Source organism: Croceicoccus sp. Ery15, assembly GCF_020985305.1.
Classification (GTDB): Bacteria; Pseudomonadota; Alphaproteobacteria; order Sphingomonadales; family Sphingomonadaceae; genus Croceicoccus.
Map to the genome: position 1 here is coordinate 667,508 of NZ_CP087588.1, position 14,609 is coordinate 682,116.

The 14,609-nt window shown below is 60.9% G+C and carries 26 protein-coding genes; all 26 read left to right on the forward strand.

Features of this window, described 5'->3' with window-relative positions; genetic code table 11:
- Nucleotide 1: 1 nt before the first annotated feature.
- The 26 genes from rplD to rplQ all read left to right on the forward strand — a co-directional run bounded on the left by rplD (nucleotide 2) and on the right by rplQ (nucleotide 14,527).
- Complete coding sequence (gene rplD, locus LOZ77_RS03325; RefSeq protein ID WP_230280783.1) at nucleotides 2–628, forward strand: 50S ribosomal protein L4; 627 nt, start codon at nucleotides 2–4, stop codon at nucleotides 626–628.
- A complete protein-coding gene (locus LOZ77_RS03330; RefSeq protein ID WP_230280784.1) occupies nucleotides 621–932 on the forward strand; it encodes a 50S ribosomal protein L23 in 312 nt (103 codons plus the stop codon). Before rplD ends, LOZ77_RS03330 begins: the two co-directional genes overlap by 8 nt.
- A gap of 2 nt (nucleotides 933–934) precedes the next feature.
- Nucleotides 935–1,771, forward strand: coding sequence for a 50S ribosomal protein L2 (gene rplB / locus LOZ77_RS03335; protein ID WP_230280785.1), 837 nt, complete (start codon nucleotides 935–937; stop codon nucleotides 1,769–1,771).
- Between the two features lie 5 nt (nucleotides 1,772–1,776).
- Nucleotides 1,777–2,052: a 30S ribosomal protein S19 gene (gene rpsS, locus LOZ77_RS03340; protein ID WP_230280786.1), complete on the forward strand. Its 276-nt coding sequence runs from the start codon at nucleotides 1,777–1,779 to the stop codon at nucleotides 2,050–2,052.
- Entirely contained in the window at nucleotides 2,052–2,429 is a 378-nt protein-coding gene (gene rplV, locus LOZ77_RS03345; RefSeq protein ID WP_230280787.1) for a 50S ribosomal protein L22, read from the forward strand. Before rpsS ends, rplV begins: the two co-directional genes overlap by 1 nt.
- A gap of 2 nt (nucleotides 2,430–2,431) precedes the next feature.
- Complete coding sequence (gene rpsC / locus LOZ77_RS03350; RefSeq protein ID WP_230280788.1) at nucleotides 2,432–3,127, forward strand: 30S ribosomal protein S3; 696 nt, start codon at nucleotides 2,432–2,434, stop codon at nucleotides 3,125–3,127.
- 21 nt (nucleotides 3,128–3,148) lie between these two features.
- Nucleotides 3,149–3,583 carry a 50S ribosomal protein L16 gene (gene rplP, locus LOZ77_RS03355; protein WP_230280789.1) on the forward strand — a complete coding sequence of 145 codons (435 nt, stop codon included), beginning with the start codon at nucleotides 3,149–3,151 and terminating at the stop codon, nucleotides 3,581–3,583.
- Nucleotides 3,583–3,786, forward strand: a complete 204-nt coding sequence (gene rpmC / locus LOZ77_RS03360) for a 50S ribosomal protein L29 (protein WP_230281757.1) — start codon at nucleotides 3,583–3,585, stop codon at nucleotides 3,784–3,786. Before rplP ends, rpmC begins: the two co-directional genes overlap by 1 nt.
- 11 nt (nucleotides 3,787–3,797) lie before the next feature.
- On the forward strand, nucleotides 3,798–4,088 hold the full coding sequence (rpsQ, locus tag LOZ77_RS03365; protein ID WP_230280790.1) for a 30S ribosomal protein S17: 291 nt from the start codon (nucleotides 3,798–3,800) through the stop codon (nucleotides 4,086–4,088).
- 68 nt (nucleotides 4,089–4,156) lie between these two features.
- Nucleotides 4,157–4,525 carry a 50S ribosomal protein L14 gene (gene rplN, locus LOZ77_RS03370; protein WP_066775183.1) on the forward strand — a complete coding sequence of 123 codons (369 nt, stop codon included), beginning with the start codon at nucleotides 4,157–4,159 and terminating at the stop codon, nucleotides 4,523–4,525.
- The gene (gene rplX, locus LOZ77_RS03375) at nucleotides 4,525–4,845 is read left to right on the forward strand and encodes a 50S ribosomal protein L24 (RefSeq protein ID WP_230280791.1); all 321 of its coding nucleotides are present in this window, start codon (nucleotides 4,525–4,527) and stop codon (nucleotides 4,843–4,845) included. Before rplN ends, rplX begins: the two co-directional genes overlap by 1 nt.
- Nucleotides 4,838–5,419 carry a 50S ribosomal protein L5 gene (gene rplE, locus LOZ77_RS03380; RefSeq protein ID WP_230280792.1) on the forward strand — a complete coding sequence of 194 codons (582 nt, stop codon included), beginning with the start codon at nucleotides 4,838–4,840 and terminating at the stop codon, nucleotides 5,417–5,419. Before rplX ends, rplE begins: the two co-directional genes overlap by 8 nt.
- Nucleotides 5,420–5,446: 27 nt before the next feature.
- Complete coding sequence (gene rpsN / locus LOZ77_RS03385) at nucleotides 5,447–5,752, forward strand: 30S ribosomal protein S14 (RefSeq protein WP_230280793.1); 306 nt, start codon at nucleotides 5,447–5,449, stop codon at nucleotides 5,750–5,752.
- A gap of 11 nt (nucleotides 5,753–5,763) precedes the next feature.
- The gene (gene rpsH, locus LOZ77_RS03390; protein WP_230280794.1) at nucleotides 5,764–6,159 is read left to right on the forward strand and encodes a 30S ribosomal protein S8; all 396 of its coding nucleotides are present in this window, start codon (nucleotides 5,764–5,766) and stop codon (nucleotides 6,157–6,159) included.
- Nucleotides 6,159–6,692 (forward strand): 50S ribosomal protein L6, encoded by a 534-nt coding sequence (gene rplF / locus LOZ77_RS03395; protein WP_230280795.1) that lies wholly within the window; start codon nucleotides 6,159–6,161, stop codon nucleotides 6,690–6,692. Before rpsH ends, rplF begins: the two co-directional genes overlap by 1 nt.
- 1 nt (nucleotide 6,693) lies before the next feature.
- Nucleotides 6,694–7,038 (forward strand): 50S ribosomal protein L18, encoded by a 345-nt coding sequence (gene rplR, locus LOZ77_RS03400; RefSeq protein ID WP_230280796.1) that lies wholly within the window; start codon nucleotides 6,694–6,696, stop codon nucleotides 7,036–7,038.
- Nucleotides 7,038–7,805, forward strand: a complete 768-nt coding sequence (gene rpsE / locus LOZ77_RS03405; RefSeq protein WP_370638041.1) for a 30S ribosomal protein S5 — start codon at nucleotides 7,038–7,040, stop codon at nucleotides 7,803–7,805. The genes rplR and rpsE overlap by 1 nt, the downstream gene beginning before the upstream one ends.
- A 6-nt stretch (nucleotides 7,806–7,811) precedes the next feature.
- On the forward strand, nucleotides 7,812–7,997 hold the full coding sequence (gene rpmD / locus LOZ77_RS03410) for a 50S ribosomal protein L30 (RefSeq protein WP_230280797.1): 186 nt from the start codon (nucleotides 7,812–7,814) through the stop codon (nucleotides 7,995–7,997).
- 142 nt (nucleotides 7,998–8,139) lie between these two features.
- Nucleotides 8,140–8,619, forward strand: coding sequence for a 50S ribosomal protein L15 (gene rplO / locus LOZ77_RS03415; RefSeq protein WP_230280798.1), 480 nt, complete (start codon nucleotides 8,140–8,142; stop codon nucleotides 8,617–8,619).
- A gap of 170 nt (nucleotides 8,620–8,789) precedes the next feature.
- Nucleotides 8,790–10,154: a preprotein translocase subunit SecY gene (gene secY, locus LOZ77_RS03420; RefSeq protein WP_230280799.1), complete on the forward strand. Its 1,365-nt coding sequence runs from the start codon at nucleotides 8,790–8,792 to the stop codon at nucleotides 10,152–10,154.
- 46 nt (nucleotides 10,155–10,200) lie between these two features.
- Nucleotides 10,201–10,845: an adenylate kinase gene (locus LOZ77_RS03425; protein ID WP_230280800.1), complete on the forward strand. Its 645-nt coding sequence runs from the start codon at nucleotides 10,201–10,203 to the stop codon at nucleotides 10,843–10,845.
- 93 nt (nucleotides 10,846–10,938) lie between these two features.
- Nucleotides 10,939–11,673: an SRPBCC domain-containing protein gene (locus LOZ77_RS03430; RefSeq protein ID WP_230280801.1), complete on the forward strand. Its 735-nt coding sequence runs from the start codon at nucleotides 10,939–10,941 to the stop codon at nucleotides 11,671–11,673.
- A gap of 342 nt (nucleotides 11,674–12,015) precedes the next feature.
- Nucleotides 12,016–12,384 carry a 30S ribosomal protein S13 gene (gene rpsM / locus LOZ77_RS03435; protein ID WP_230281759.1) on the forward strand — a complete coding sequence of 123 codons (369 nt, stop codon included), beginning with the start codon at nucleotides 12,016–12,018 and terminating at the stop codon, nucleotides 12,382–12,384.
- A 50-nt stretch (nucleotides 12,385–12,434) separates the two neighbouring features.
- Nucleotides 12,435–12,824: a 30S ribosomal protein S11 gene (gene rpsK, locus LOZ77_RS03440; RefSeq protein ID WP_057884041.1), complete on the forward strand. Its 390-nt coding sequence runs from the start codon at nucleotides 12,435–12,437 to the stop codon at nucleotides 12,822–12,824.
- 109 nt (nucleotides 12,825–12,933) lie between these two features.
- Nucleotides 12,934–13,992, forward strand: a complete 1,059-nt coding sequence (locus LOZ77_RS03445) for a DNA-directed RNA polymerase subunit alpha (RefSeq protein ID WP_230280802.1) — start codon at nucleotides 12,934–12,936, stop codon at nucleotides 13,990–13,992.
- A gap of 112 nt (nucleotides 13,993–14,104) precedes the next feature.
- The gene (gene rplQ / locus LOZ77_RS03450) at nucleotides 14,105–14,527 is read left to right on the forward strand and encodes a 50S ribosomal protein L17 (RefSeq protein WP_230280803.1); all 423 of its coding nucleotides are present in this window, start codon (nucleotides 14,105–14,107) and stop codon (nucleotides 14,525–14,527) included.
- Nucleotides 14,528–14,609: the final 82 nt, after the last annotated feature.

Here is a 14,609-nt window from a genome sequence, read left to right on the forward strand (position 1 = left end):
CGTGAAGGTGAAGGTCCAGAAACTCGACGGCAAGGCGTCGGGTGACATCGAGCTGAATGACGACGTCTTCGGCCTCGAACCGCGCGAGGACATCCTCCATCGCGTTGTCACCTGGCAGCTGTGGAACCGTCGCGCCACTGCCCGCCCGACGCGTGAGCGTTCGGACGTGGCCCGCACCGGCAAGAAGTGGGGTCGCCAGAAGGGCGGCGGCACGGCTCGTCACGGTGACCGCGCTGCTCCCGTCTTTATCGGTGGTGGTAAGGCTCATGGTGCTCGCAAGCGTGATTTCGACATCTCGCTGAACAAGAAGGTCCGCTCGCTCGGTCTGCGCATGGCGCTGTCGAGCAAGGCCAAGGCCGAAAACCTGTTCGTGCTGGAATCGCTGGAACTGGCAGAAGCCAAGACCAAGGCGCTGGCAACCGACTTTGCGAAGCTGGGCTTCGGCAAGAAGGTTCTGGTGATCGACGGCGAGGCTGTCGAGGACGGTTTCCGCAAGGCTGCCGGTAACCTGGTTGGTGTGGACGTCATCCCCGCAGTGGGCGCGAATGTCTATGACATCTTGAACCACGACACGCTGGTGCTCACCCGCGCCGCTGTCGAAAAGCTGGAGGCGCGTTTCAATGGCTAAGGCTGAAATCGACATCCGGCATTACGACGTGATCGTCGCGCCGCACATCACCGAGAAGGCGACGCTTCTCTCGGAGAACAATGCGGTCGTGTTCAAGGTCGCCAACGACGCCACCAAGCCGCAGATCAAAGCTGCGGTCGAGGCTCTGTTCGGCGTGAAGGTCACGGGCGTGAACACCATTGTCCAGAAGGGCAAGAACAAGCGCTGGAAGGGTGCACCCTACAAGCGCACCGATGTGAAAAAGGCGATCGTTACGCTGGCTGAAGGCCAGTCGATCGACATCACCGAAGGCGTACGGGGCTAATCATGGCACTCAAGAACTACAAACCGACGAGCCCGGCCCGCCGCGGCCTCGTGTTGGTCGACAAGTCGGGGCTCTACAAGGGCAAGCCCGTCAAGTCGCTGACCGAAGGCAAGCGCAAGACCGGTGGTCGTAACAACAAGGGCCATGTCACTTCGCGTGGCATCGGCGGTGGTCACAAGCAGAAGTACCGCTACATCGACTTCAAGCGTCGTAAGTGGGACATGCCTGCGACTGTCGAGCGTATGGAATATGACCCCAACCGCACGGCCTTCATCGCATTGGTGAAGTACGAGGACGGTGAGCAGGCCTATATTCTCGCTCCGCAGCGTCTCGCCGTTGGCGATACCGTTGTGGCTGGTGAAAAGACCGATACCAAGCCGGGCAACGCCATGTTGCTCAGCCAGATGCCGGTCGGCACGATCTGCCACAATCTGGAGATGAAGCCGGGCAAGGGCGGTCAGATTGCCCGTTCGGCCGGTGCCTATGCACAGATCGTCGGTCGTGACCGTGGTCTGGTCATCGTGCGCCTCAACTCGGGCGAACAGCGTTACCTGCGCGGCGATTGCATGGGTACGGTTGGCGCGGTGTCGAACCCCGACAACTCGAACCAGACGCTGGCGAAGGCCGGTCGTCGTCGTTGGATGGGCAAGCGTCCGCTGACCCGCGGTGTTGCGAAGAACCCGGTCGATCACCCGCACGGTGGTGGTGAAGGTCGTACTTCGGGTGGCCGTCATCCGGTTACCCCGTGGGGCAAGCCGACCAAGGGTGCTCGCACTCGTCACAATAAGCAGACGGACAAGATGATCATCCGGTCCCGTCACGCGAAGAAGAAGAGGTAAGACCCATGGCACGTTCGCTTCGCAAGGGTCCGTTTGTCGAGCTTTCGCTGCTGAAAAAGGCAGAGGAAGCGCAGGAAAAGAACAGCCACGCGCCGATCAAGACCTGGTCGCGCCGCTCGACTGTCCTGCCCCAGTTCGTTGGTCTGACGTTCAACGTCTATAACGGCCAGAAGTTCATCCCCGTGTCCGTGAATGAGGACATGGTCGGCCACAAGCTTGGTGAATTCGCGCCCACGCGCAACTTCCCGGGTCACGCCGCAGACAAGAAGGGCAAGCGCTGATGAGCAAGCAGAAAGCTCCGCGCCGCGTTGCCGATAACGAGGCTCTGGCCGTCGGGACCACGATCCGTGGCTCGGCTCAGAAGCTGAACCTCGTTGCGGGTCTTATCCGCGGCAAGAAGGCCGAGGAAGCGATGAACATCCTCGCTTTCTCGAACAAGGCGATGGCTGTCGATGCACGCAAGGTGCTCGCCAGCGCGATTGCCAATGCCGAGAACAATCACAACCTGGACGTCGATGCTCTGGTCGTTGCGGAAGCATCGGTCGGCAAGTCGATCACCATGAAGCGTTTCCACACGCGGGGCCGTGGTAAATCCACGCGCATCCTGAAGCCGTTCAGCCGGTTGCGCATCGTGGTCCGCGAAGTCGAGGAGGCCTGATCATGGGTCAGAAGAGCAATCCGATCGGCCTGCGTCTGCAGATCAACCGTACTTGGGACAGCCGCTGGTACGCCGAAGGGCGTGACTATGCCGGCCTGCTCAAGGAAGATATCGAGATCCGCAAGTTCATCGTCGACACGCTGCCCCAGGCCGCGATTTCGAAGGTGGTGATCGAGCGTCCGGCAAAGCTGTGCCGCATTTCGATTTATGCAGCCCGTCCCGGTGTGATCATCGGCAAGAAGGGCGCGGACATCGAAAAGCTGCGCGCCAAGCTGGCGAAGATGACCGACAGCGAAGTGAAGCTGAATATCGTCGAAATCCGCAAGCCGGAAATCGATGCGAAGCTCGTCGCACAGGGCGTTGCCGATCAGCTGATCCGTCGTGTGGCTTTCCGCCGTGCGATGAAGCGCGCCGTGCAGTCGGCGCTGCGTCTTGGCGCCGAAGGCATCAAGATTGTGTGCGGCGGCCGTCTTGGCGGCGCCGAAATCGCCCGCGTGGAATGGTATCGTGAAGGTCGCGTGCCGCTCCACACCCTGCGTGCCAATGTGGATTATGCCGAAGCCGAGGCGCTGACTGCCTATGGTATCATCGGCATCAAGGTCTGGATCTTCAAAGGTGAGATCATGGCCCACGATCCGATGGCGCAGGACCGTCTGATGATGGAGGCCCAGACCTCCGGCGTGCGACCCGCGCGCTGAGGCTAGGCTGAGGTAAGAGCAATGCTGCAACCGAAAAAAACCAAATTCCGCAAGGCGTTCAAGGGCAAGATCCATGGCAACGCCAAGGGCGGCACCGCGCTGAACTTCGGTTCCTATGGCCTGAAGGCGATGGAGCCCGAGCGTATCACCGCACGCCAGATCGAAGCGGCCCGCCGTGCGATCACGCGTCACATCAAGCGCCAGGGTCGCCTCTGGATCCGCGTTTTCCCCGACGTGCCGGTTTCGAAGAAGCCTGCAGAAGTCCGTCAGGGTAAGGGCAAGGGTTCGGTCGAATACTGGGCCGCTCGCGTAAAGCCGGGTCGTATCCTGTTCGAACTGGATGGCGTTGCCGGTCCGCTGGCCGCCGAAGCGTTCGAGCGCGCCGCGATGAAGCTGCCCATCAAGACCAAGGTCGTTGCCCGCCTCGGCGACACCTCGCATCTGGGAGGCGAATGATGGCCAACAAGACCGAAGACCTGCGCACCAAGACCGACGATCAGCTGACCGCTGATCTTTCGGAGCTGAAGCGCGAGGCGTTTAATCTGCGCTTTCAGGCAGCGACCAACCAGATCGAGCGTCCCGCTCGGATCAAGGAAGTCCGCCGCGAGATCGCGCGCATCAAGACGCTGCAGGGCGAGCGCGCCCGCGCAGCGAACTAAGGAGCCAACCGATGCCGAAGCGTATCCTGATCGGGACGGTTGTTTCCGACAAGACCGACAAGACGGTGGTCGTGAAGGTAGAGCGTAAGGTGAAGCACCCGCTCTACGGCAAGATCATCCGCCGTTCGAAGAAGTATCACGCGCACGACGAAGACAATGCCTATCGCCCCGGCGAATGGGTACGGATCGAAGAGACCGCGCCGATGTCCAAGCTGAAGACGTGGAAGGTCATCGACCGCGTCGGCGGCAAGGCCGATGTCGCGCTCGAGGCGAACCTCGACGTCGAAGCCGCGGGCAACTGAGTCCGCTTTAAAATTTTGGAACTGCCGGGCATTTGGTCCCGGCAAGCCGAGAAGAAGGAACCGGATCGATGATCCAGATGCAGTCAAACTTGGATGTCGCTGACAACAGCGGCGCCAAGCGCGTCCAGTGCATCAAGGTGCTGGGCGGATCGAAGCGTCGCACCGCGAGCGTTGGCGATGTCATCGTCGTCTCCGTCAAGGAGGCGCAGCCCCGTGCCAAGGTCAAAAAGGGCGACGTTCACCGCGCCGTGATTGTGCGTACCAAGAAGGACGTGCGTCGTCCCGACGGTAGCGTGATCCGCTTTGACTCGAATGCCGCAGTCCTCGTGAACAAGTCCGAGGAACCGATTGGCACCCGTATCTTCGGCCCCGTCGTGCGCGAACTGCGCGGCAAGGGCTTCATGAAGATCATCTCGCTTGCTCCGGAGGTGCTGTAATGGCTGCCGCAAAGATCAAGAAGGGCGATAATGTCGTCGTGCTGTCGGGTAAGGACAAGGGCAAGACCGGTACGGTCGCCCAGGTCATGCCCCGTGACGGCAAGGTCGTGGTGGAAGGCGTGAACGTCACCACCCGTCACCGCAAGCCCACCCAGATGAACCCGCAGGGCGGCATCGACCGCGCTCCTGCGCCGATGGCGATCAGCAAGGTCGCCGTTGCCGATCCCAAGGATGGCAAGCCTACCCGCGTCCGTTTCGAAACGAAGGACGGGAAGAAGGTGCGCGTTGCCGTCAAGTCCGGGGAGACGATCGATGGCTGATAAATACACCCCGCGCATGCGCACCAAGTATGACGAGGAAATCGTCAAGGCCATGACCGAGAAATTCGGTTATGCGAACCGCTACGAAGTGCCCAAGCTGGAAAAGATCACGCTCAACATGGGCGTGGGCGAAGCGAGCCAGGACAAGAAGAAGGTCCAGACCGCTGCCGCCGAAATGGAGCTGATCGCCGGCCAGAAGCCCGTGATCACCAAGGCGAAGAAGTCGATTGCGCAGTTCAAGCTGCGTGAAGGCATGCCGATCGGTTGTAAGGTGACCCTGCGCCGCGAACGCATGTTCGAATTCCTCGACCGCCTGGTCACCATCGCAATGCCCCGCATCCGCGACTTCCGTGGTCTGAACCCGAAGTCGTTCGATGGTCGCGGCAATTACGCTATGGGTCTGAAAGAGCAGATCATCTTTCCCGAGATCAGCTATGACCAGATCGAGAAGGTGCGTGGCATGGACATTATCGTGACCACCACCGCGAAGACTGACGAGGAAGCCCGCGAGCTTCTGCGTCTGTTCGGATTCCCGTTCCCGGCCGAAGCGTCGGAAGAAAAGGAAGCGGCGTGAGCCGCCCCGGAAAGAGAGCTTAAGTCCATGGCGAAACTGAGTTCCGTGAACAAGAACGAGCGTCGCAAGAAGCTTGTCAAGAAGTACGCGAACCGCATTGCGAAGCTGAAGGCGATTGCTGATGACGAATCGCTTGACGATGGCGAGCGTTGGCTGGCCCGTCTGAAGCTGGCCGAGGTGCCCCGTAACGGCAACCCGACCCGCGTGCGCAACCGTTGCACCACCACTGGCCGCCCGCGTGGTTATTACCGCAAGTTCGGTCTTAACCGTATCGAGCTGCGTGATCTGGGCAACAAGGGCCTGATCCCGGGCCTGACCAAGTCGAGCTGGTGAGGAATTAACCTATGGCGATGACCGATCCCCTGGGTGACATGCTCACCCGTATCCGCAACGGCCAGCAGGCGAAGAAGGATTCCGTCCTTTCGCCCGCTTCGAAGCTGCGTGCGAACGTTCTGGAAGTGCTCCAGCGCGAAGGCTACATCCGTGGCTATAGCGAAGACGCGACCGGCAAGCACAAGGCGCTGCGGATTGAACTGAAGTATTTCGAAGGCGAGCCCGCGATCAAGCATCTCGCTCGCGTCTCCAAGCCCGGTCGCCGGGTCTATTCGGGCTCGAAGGAGCTTCCGAATGTCCGTGGCGGTCTTGGCATCACCATCGTCTCGACGCCCAAGGGCGTGCTCTCGGATGCCGAGGCACGCACCGAGAACGTCGGCGGCGAAGTGCTGGCGGAGGTGTTCTGATGAGCCGCATCGGTAAGAAACCGGTTGCGATCCCCGGTGGCGTCGAGGCGAAGATCGCCGACGGCGTGCTAAGCGTGAAGGGTCCCAAGGGCACCCTCACCATGGGGCTGACCGACCTGGTCACCTATGAAGTGCAGGACGGTCAGATCGCCGTTCAGCCGGTGAACGACAGCAAGAAGTCGCGTTCGTTTTGGGGCATGCAGCGTACGCTGGTGTCGAACCTGATCGAAGGCGTGACCGAGGGTTACTCGAAGACGCTGGAAATCAAGGGCGTCGGCTATCGTGCGCAGTCGCAGGGGAAGAAGCTGAAGCTTCAGCTCGGCTTCAGCCACGACGTAGACCTCGACGTTCCCGAAGGTCTGGACGTGAAGACGCCCGACCAGACGACTGTCATCATCTCGGGCATCGACAAGCAGGCCGTGGGCCAGTTTGCCGCCGAGGTTCGCCGCTGGCGCAAGCCCGAGCCATACAAGGGCAAGGGCATCAAGTACCAGGGCGAGTATATCTTCCGCAAGGAAGGGAAGAAGAAGTAAGATGGCCAAGCTTTCTCTTTTCGAACGCCGCCGCCGCCGGGTCCGCTCCGCGCTGCGCGCTCGTGGCAACGGTCGTCCCCGCCTGTCGGTGCACCGCACCGGCAAGCATATCTACGCGCAAATCATCGATGACAGCGAAGGCCGCACCGTGGCCGCCGCTTCGACGCTGGGCGCGAAGGCTTCGGGCGCGAATGTCGATGCCGCAACGCAAGTCGGCAAGGACATCGCAGCCGCCGCCAAGAAGGCGGGCGTGACTACGGTTGTGTTCGACCGTGGCGGCTTCCTGTTCCATGGCCGCGTCAAGGCGCTGGCCGACGCTGCGCGCGAAGGCGGGCTGGAGTTCTGATGATGGCAGAAGAAAACAACAACGAAACCCCGCAGGTCGATAACGCGGGTGAAACCCCGACCCCGACGGTTGCAAGCACCGAAGCGGCTGACAACCAGTCGACCGCTGCGGGCGATGCGCCGACCGAGCGTGAGGGTCGTGGTCGCCGCGAACGTGGCGATCGCGGCGGTCGCGGTCGCGGTCGTGGCCGTGACGACCGTCGTGGCGGTCGTGGCCAGCGCGAGGAAGAGGGCGAGGAGCTCATCGAGAAACTCGTTCACATCAACCGCGTTTCCAAGACCGTTAAGGGCGGTAAGCGTTTCGGCTTTGCCGCGCTGGTCGTGGTCGGTGATGGCAAGGGCCGTGTCGGCTTTGGCCATGGCAAGGCCCGCGAAGTTCCTGAAGCGATCAACAAGGCCACTGCTTCTGCCAAGAAGAAGATGGTTCGCGTTCCGCTCAAGGACGGCCGCACGCTGCATCACGACGGCAAGGGTCGTTTCGGTGCGGGTAAGGTCAATGTTCGCACGGCGCCTCCGGGTACCGGCATCATCGCCGGTGGTCCGATGCGCGCCGTGTTCGAGGCTCTGGGCGTTGCCGACGTGGTGACCAAGTCGGTCGGCACCTCGAACCCCTATAACATGATCCGCGCCACATTCGATTCGCTGACCAACCAGACTTCGCCGAAGTCGGTTGCCCAGCGTCGCGGCAAGAAGGTCGCTGACCTTCTGGGTCGCGGTGGCGCTAGCGAGGCCGAGGCGGAAGCCGAAGCCGCCGCCCTGGTGGAGTAAGCTATCATGGCAAAGGCAAAGACCATCAAGATCAAGCAGATCGGTTCGCCGATCCGTCGCCCCGAAAGCCAGAAGAAGATTCTGGTCGGCCTGGGCCTTGGCAAGATGCATCGCGTCGTCGAAGTGCAGGACACTCCCGAAGTGCGCGGCGCCATCGCCAAGCTGCCGCATATGGTGGCTGTAGTCGACTGATCCGGTTGACTATCGCGTCCGCCGAACGGCAAGCGATACTTGACATGAGGCGGCCCGGGCGCGTACCGGGCCGCCTTCATTTGAAGGCCGGAGCGCCGGTCTGAATTTTTCAGCGCGAAGAAAAGCGAAAGCGAGTGCAACTATGAAACTGACTGATATCCGTGACAACGAAGGTGCGCGTCACCGTCGTATGCGCATTGGCCGTGGCATCGGCTCGGGCAAGGGCAAGACCGGTGGTCGTGGCCAGAAGGGCGCGAAGAGCCGTTCGGGCGTTTCGATCGCCGGCTTCGAAGGCGGCCAGATGCCGCTGCACATGCGTCTGCCGAAGCGTGGTTTCAACAACCCGTTCGGCAAGGATTATGCCGAGGTGAACCTTGGCATGATCCAGAAGTTCATCGATGCGGGTAAGCTTGACGCCAAGGGCACCATTGATCACGCAGCGCTGCAGGCCGCCGGTCTGGCTCGCGGTGGTAAGGATGGTGTACGTCTTCTTGCCAAGGGTGAACTGACCAGCAAGGTCAGCTTCAAGGTCGCGGGCGCCTCCAAGGGCGCCGTGGCGCAGGTCGAAAAGCTGGGCGGGAAGGTTGAGACCACCGCTCCGGCCAAGGCTGCTTCAGAATAATCCGCAAGACTTTCTGCCGGCGGGGGTGTTAGCATCCCCGTCGGCATTCTATATGCGCGGGCGCAAGGCCCAATGGTCTTGCAGGAGGGGCGCGTCTGTTGTTAGCGCGTTCCGGTACTTCGGTCCGGTTGGATCGATCAGCCCGTCACCTGCATAGGCATTGATTACCGATGGCATCACGCGCCGATAATGTTGCGAGCTCTCTCAGCCTCGCCAATTTCTCGAAAGCGACCGAGCTCAAGCAGCGTATCTGGTTTACGCTGGGTGCACTGATCGTGTTCCGCTTCCTCAGCTTCGTGCCGCTGCCGGGCGTCAATCCGCTTATCCTGCAGGACCTTTACGACCAGACGCGCGGTGGCGTGCTGGATCTTTTCAACACATTCTCGGGCGGCAGCCTTGAGCGTATGAGTCTCATCGCGCTCGGCGTCATGCCCTATATTACCGCCTCGATCGTCGTCCAGCTGGGCGCGGCCCTGCATCCGGCGCTGGCGGCCCTCAAGAAAGAGGGTGAGAGCGGGCGCAAGAAGCTTAACCAGTATACCCGTTACGGCACGGTCGGACTGACGGCGGTACAGGGCTATTTTCTTGCTGTCGGTCTTGAAACCTATGCCGCGGCCAGCGGGCTTAACGCAGTGGTCGATCCGGGCCTGATGTTCCGTATCGGCGCAGTAATCTCGCTAGTCGGCGGGACCATGTTCCTGCTGTGGCTGGGTGAGCAGATTACTTCGCGCGGGATCGGCAATGGCGTTTCGCTGATCATTATGGCGGGTATCGTCGCCCAGTTCCCGACCGTCGGCGCGCAGCTGATGGAAGGCGGTCGTTCGGGCTCGATCCCGTCCTATCTGATCGTGATGCTCTTCGTGACGATCATCGGGCTGATCCTCTTCATTTCGTTCATGGAGCGTGCGCAGCGCCGGCTGTTGATCCAGTATCCCAAGCGCGCCCAGCAGCGCGGGGGCATGCAGGCCGACCGTTCGCACCTGCCGCTCAAGCTGAACACCTCGGGCGTCATCCCGCCGATTTTCGCCAGCTCGTTGCTGTTGCTGCCGCTGACGATCACGCAGTTCGCCGGTAACTCGGTCACTCCCGACAGCACCATGGGTGGCGTGCTGGTCACGTTGAACCAGTATCTGCAGCACGGACAGCCGCTGTATATGTTGCTTTATGCGGTAGGGATCATCTTCTTCTGCTTCTTCTATACGGCGGTTGTCTTTAACCCCGAGGAGACGGCCGAGAATCTGAAGCGCGGTGGCGGGTTTATTCCGGGCATCCGTCCGGGGCGAAACACGGCGAACTATCTCGACTATGTGCTGACGCGCATTACCGTGATCGGTGCTGCCTATCTGACGCTGGTCTGCGTTCTTCCGGAATATGTGATCGCGCAGACGGGACTCCCGTTCTTCCTCGGTGGAACGAGTCTTCTCATCGTTGTCAACGTAACCGTTGATACTATCGCGCAGATCCAGAGCCATCTGCTAGCACATCAGTACGGCGATCTTATCAAGAAGGCCAAATTCAAGGGTCGGTTGCGCTGACATCCTGTCCTAAGGTGTCGGTTCGATCAGGTGGGAGGAAGCGCAAGTGAATATCATCCTTCTCGGGCCTCCGGGGGCAGGCAAGGGAACGCAGTCGCAGAGGCTGGTGACCAAATTCGGCATGCGGCAGTTGTCTACGGGCGACATGCTACGCGCGGCGGTGAAAGCGCAGACGCCGGTCGGTATCCAGGCCAAGGCCGTAATGGACGCAGGTGAACTGGTTTCCGACGAGATTGTCTCGGCGCTGATTTCCGCGGAACTGGCCGCAATGGGGGATGATACCGGCGCAATTTTCGATGGCTATCCGCGGACTGCGGAGCAAGCACATTCGCTGGACGATATCCTCAAGGAACATGGTCGCACGCTCGACCATGTGATCGAATTGGAAGTGAACGAGGATGCGCTCGTCGAGCGAATTACGGGACGCTATACCTGTGCGAATTGCGGCAAGGGCTATCACGACGCATTCGAGCAGCCTAAACAACTCGGCATATGCGACAAATGCGGATCGACCGAGTTCAAGCGCCGTCCTGATGACAATGAGGAAACGGTGCGGACGCGTATGGCTGAGTATCGCGCAAAGACTGCGCCGATCCTGCCGGTCTACGAGGCGCGCGGCATCGTGAGCCGTGTTGACGGAATGGCCGATATCGATGAAGTGACTGGAGCGATTTCGAAAATCCTGTCCTGACCGTTTTATCGGTCGCTTTTGCGACTTCCCCTTGCAAGCTGTCCGGTCCCCGTCCTAACCAACGGGTGATCGAGCGATAGAGGGGACAGGGTAATGCGGGCCATCTTCCAATTTGGCGCAATCGTTGCCGCTTCGGTATTGGCGGCGGGCCCCGTCCACGCCGAAGTGGCCGTGCTGAAGGAAGACTTCTTTGTCGTCCGGCATACGGAGACTGTCGCTGCCAGCCCCGAGACGGCTTGGGACGTCCTCGTTTCGCCTGCCGATTGGTGGAGCGGCGAGCACAGCTTTTCGGGCGACGCCGAGAATTTTATCCTCGACGCGCGTGCAGGGGGCTGCTTTTGCGAGATGCTGCCCGCAGGTGATGAACGGCCCGAGCCGGGCAGTGTCCGCCACCTTGAGGTGATTTTTCTCGATCCGGGCAAGGCGATGCGTCTGAGCGGTGCGCTTGGCCCACTCCAGAGCGAGCCTTTGAACGGGGTGCTGACGATCACCTTCAAGCCGGTCGACGATGAAACGCGCATCCTTTTCGAATATGCGGTTGGCGGGCCATCGCGTTTTGATCCGCAATCCATTGCGCCAGCCGTGGACGCAGTGATCGGGGAGCAACTGGAACGGCTGGCGGCTTTGTTAGGGCAGGGGAAGGCGAGCACTGACGAAGTGCCGATCGAAGCCGCGCCTGCCGACTTGCCGCCGCAGCCTGCTTTGGGCGCGGAGACGAGGGCGGTGCCACCGATTGAACCGGTTCCAGATGTGGTCATGGACCGTGAGCCAATGCCCGAGGCATCCGAAGATGACGGGATCGGAGCCGATTTCCTGTCGGGAACCTGACAGACGATCGCAAGGTCGTGACATGGCCTGGCATTTTTGACCTTTGGCAAGCCTTGAGTTATATCCGCCAAGGATGAAGAAGCGGAGGCGCGCAAATCGTGCCGTCCGTTTTTCTGCATGCGTCAGACAGCCGTTGACATAACCGGCGAATCTGCGTAAGCGCGCCCCTCGCTCGTCTTTAAATGACAGTGGTCCGGCCGGATCGCGTGTTTGCGCGTTCTATCCGGGCTTTTTGCCGTTCAGGCAATTCGTCATTCAAATTCAAGCGATACGCGATGAGATAGGGGCCGTGATCCGCACTGGTGCGGAAACCGCGCAACCCCTGTGGAGCAGGAGAATTTTGTGGCTCGTATTGCCGGGGTGAACATCCCCACCAACAAGCGCGTTATCGTGGCGCTTACCTATATTCACGGTATCGGTTCGAAATCGGCCGTCGACATCGCCGACAAGCTCGGCATTGATCACACCCGCCGCGTGCAGGACCTGACCGACGCCGAAGTGCTGCAGATCCGCGAAGCGATCGACGCTGAATATGTGGTCGAAGGCGACCTTCGCCGCGAAACCGCGATGAACATCAAGCGCCTGATGGACCTGGCCTGCTATCGCGGCCTGCGTCACCGCAAGGGGCTGCCCGTTCGCGGTCAGCGCACCCATACCAACGCCCGTACCCGCAAGGGCAAGGCCAAGCCGATCGCCGGCAAGAAGAAGTAATTCACTACCCTTGGTAGCGAATTTCTTCCACTAGATCAGGATACGAGACAATGGCACGCGAACCTCAGCGCATTAAGCGGCGCGAGCGCAAAAACATCTCCAGCGGCGTCGCGCATGTGAACGCCAGCTTCAACAACACGATGATCACCATCACCGACGCGCAGGGCAATGCGATCAGCTGGTCCTCGGCGGGCATGATGGGCTTCAAGGGTAGCCGCAAGTCGACCCCTTATGCTGCCCAGGTCGCTGCTGACGATGCCGGCAAGAAGGCCGCCGAACATGGCGTCCGCACCCTGGAAGTCGAAGTAAAGGGCCCGGGTTCGGGTCGCGAAAGCGCTCTGCGCGCTCTGCAGGCGGTGGGCTTCACCATCACCTCGATCCGCGACGTGACCCCGATCCCGCACAACGGCGTGCGTCCGTCCAAGCGTCGTCGCGTCTGATACGGCTGGCGGGGCGTAGGATCCACGCCCCGTCTGTCCGCCTGCCCAAGGCTCATGCCGCGCCCTCACGCGGTTATGGCCACCCAAGAACAAACCCCAGGGGAAGCCCATGTCCGTCAATATGAAGAACTGGCAGGAACTGAAGAAACCCAACAATCTCGAGATCAAGGGGCAGGGCGACGCCAAGCGTCGTGCGACCTTCGTGGCCGAGCCTCTGGAGCGTGGCTTCGGCCTTACGCTCGGCAATGCGCTGCGCCGTGTGCTGCTGTCGTCGCTGCAGGGTGCTGCGATCACCTCGATCAAGATCGACAACGTGCTGCACGAATTCTCGTCGCTGGCCGGTGTTCGTGAAGACATCACCGACATCGTTCTGAACGTCAAACAGGTTGCGCTGAAGATGGAAGGCGAGGGCGTGAAGCGCCTGAATCTGTCCGTCACCGGCCCCGCCGAAGTGACTGCGGGCGACATTCAGGTGTCGGGCGATATCGAGGTGATGAACAAGGACCTCGTGATCTGCCATCTCGATGATGGCGCCACGCTCAACATGGAACTGACTGCGGACACCGGCAAGGGTTACAGCCCCGCCGTGGCCAACCGTCCGGCCGATGCGCCGATCGGTCTGATCCCCGTCGACTCGTTGTATTCGCCGGTTCGCCAGGTCAGCTACAAGGTTGAAAATGCACGCGTCGGTCAGGAACTGGACTACGACAAGCTTTCGCTGACTGTCGAAACCGACGGCACCGTGACGCCCGAAGACGCGGTGGCCTATGCCGCCCGCATCCTTCAGGACCAGCTGGCCCTGTTCGTGCACTTCGAGGACGGTATCCCGCAGGGCGCTCCGCAGACCGCTGGCGCGGCGGCTGCCGCCCCCGAGGAATCGGATGCGAACCAGCTCAACCGTTACCTCCTCAAGAAGGTGGACGAGCTGGAACTGTCGGTGCGTTCGGCCAACTGCCTCAAGAACGACAACATCATCTATATCGGCGATCTGGTGCAGAAGACCGAGGCGGAAATGCTCCGCACTCCGAACTTCGGCCGCAAGTCGCTGAACGAAATCAAGGAAGTCCTGTCGTCGATGGGTCTGCGCCTTGGCATGGATATCCCGGGCTGGCCGCCCGAGAATATCGAGGAAATGGCCAAGAAGCTGGAACAAGAGCTTCTCGGTTAAGAGCTTCCCGCCCTGGCGACGGCCGGGGCGGGAGACCGGGTATCGGGCTGGACCTTAATCAGCCTGGATCGGGGTACCTCATACGGCCCCCCTACGAACGAAGGAATGAATTATGCGTCACAAGATGTCGGGGCGTAAGCTCCAGCGTAAGACCGGCCACCGTAATGCGATGCTTCGCAACATGGCCGCGGCTCTGATCAAGCACGAGCAGATCAAGACCACCACGCCCAAGGCGCGCGAACTGCGTCCCTATGTCGAAAAGCTGATCACGCTGGCAAAGCGTGGCGGCCTGTCGAACCGTCGTCTGGCGCACAGCCGCCTGCTCGACGATGCGCAACTGACCAAGCTGTTCGACGTTCTGGCAGAGCGTTATGCCGATCGTGAGGGCGGTTACACCCGCATCATCAAGGCAGGCATTCGCGCTTCGGACGCGGCACCGGTTGCGATCATCGAACTGGTCGATCGCGACGTTGAAGCCAAGGGCCAGGACAGCGGCCCCGTGATGAGTGACGAGGACGGATACGAGGACGCCTGATCGGCCTCGGCTTCGGTCTGATGTATTGAAAAGGGCGTCGGCGGGTATCCTGCCGGCGCCCTTTTTCTATCAGCTTTGCACC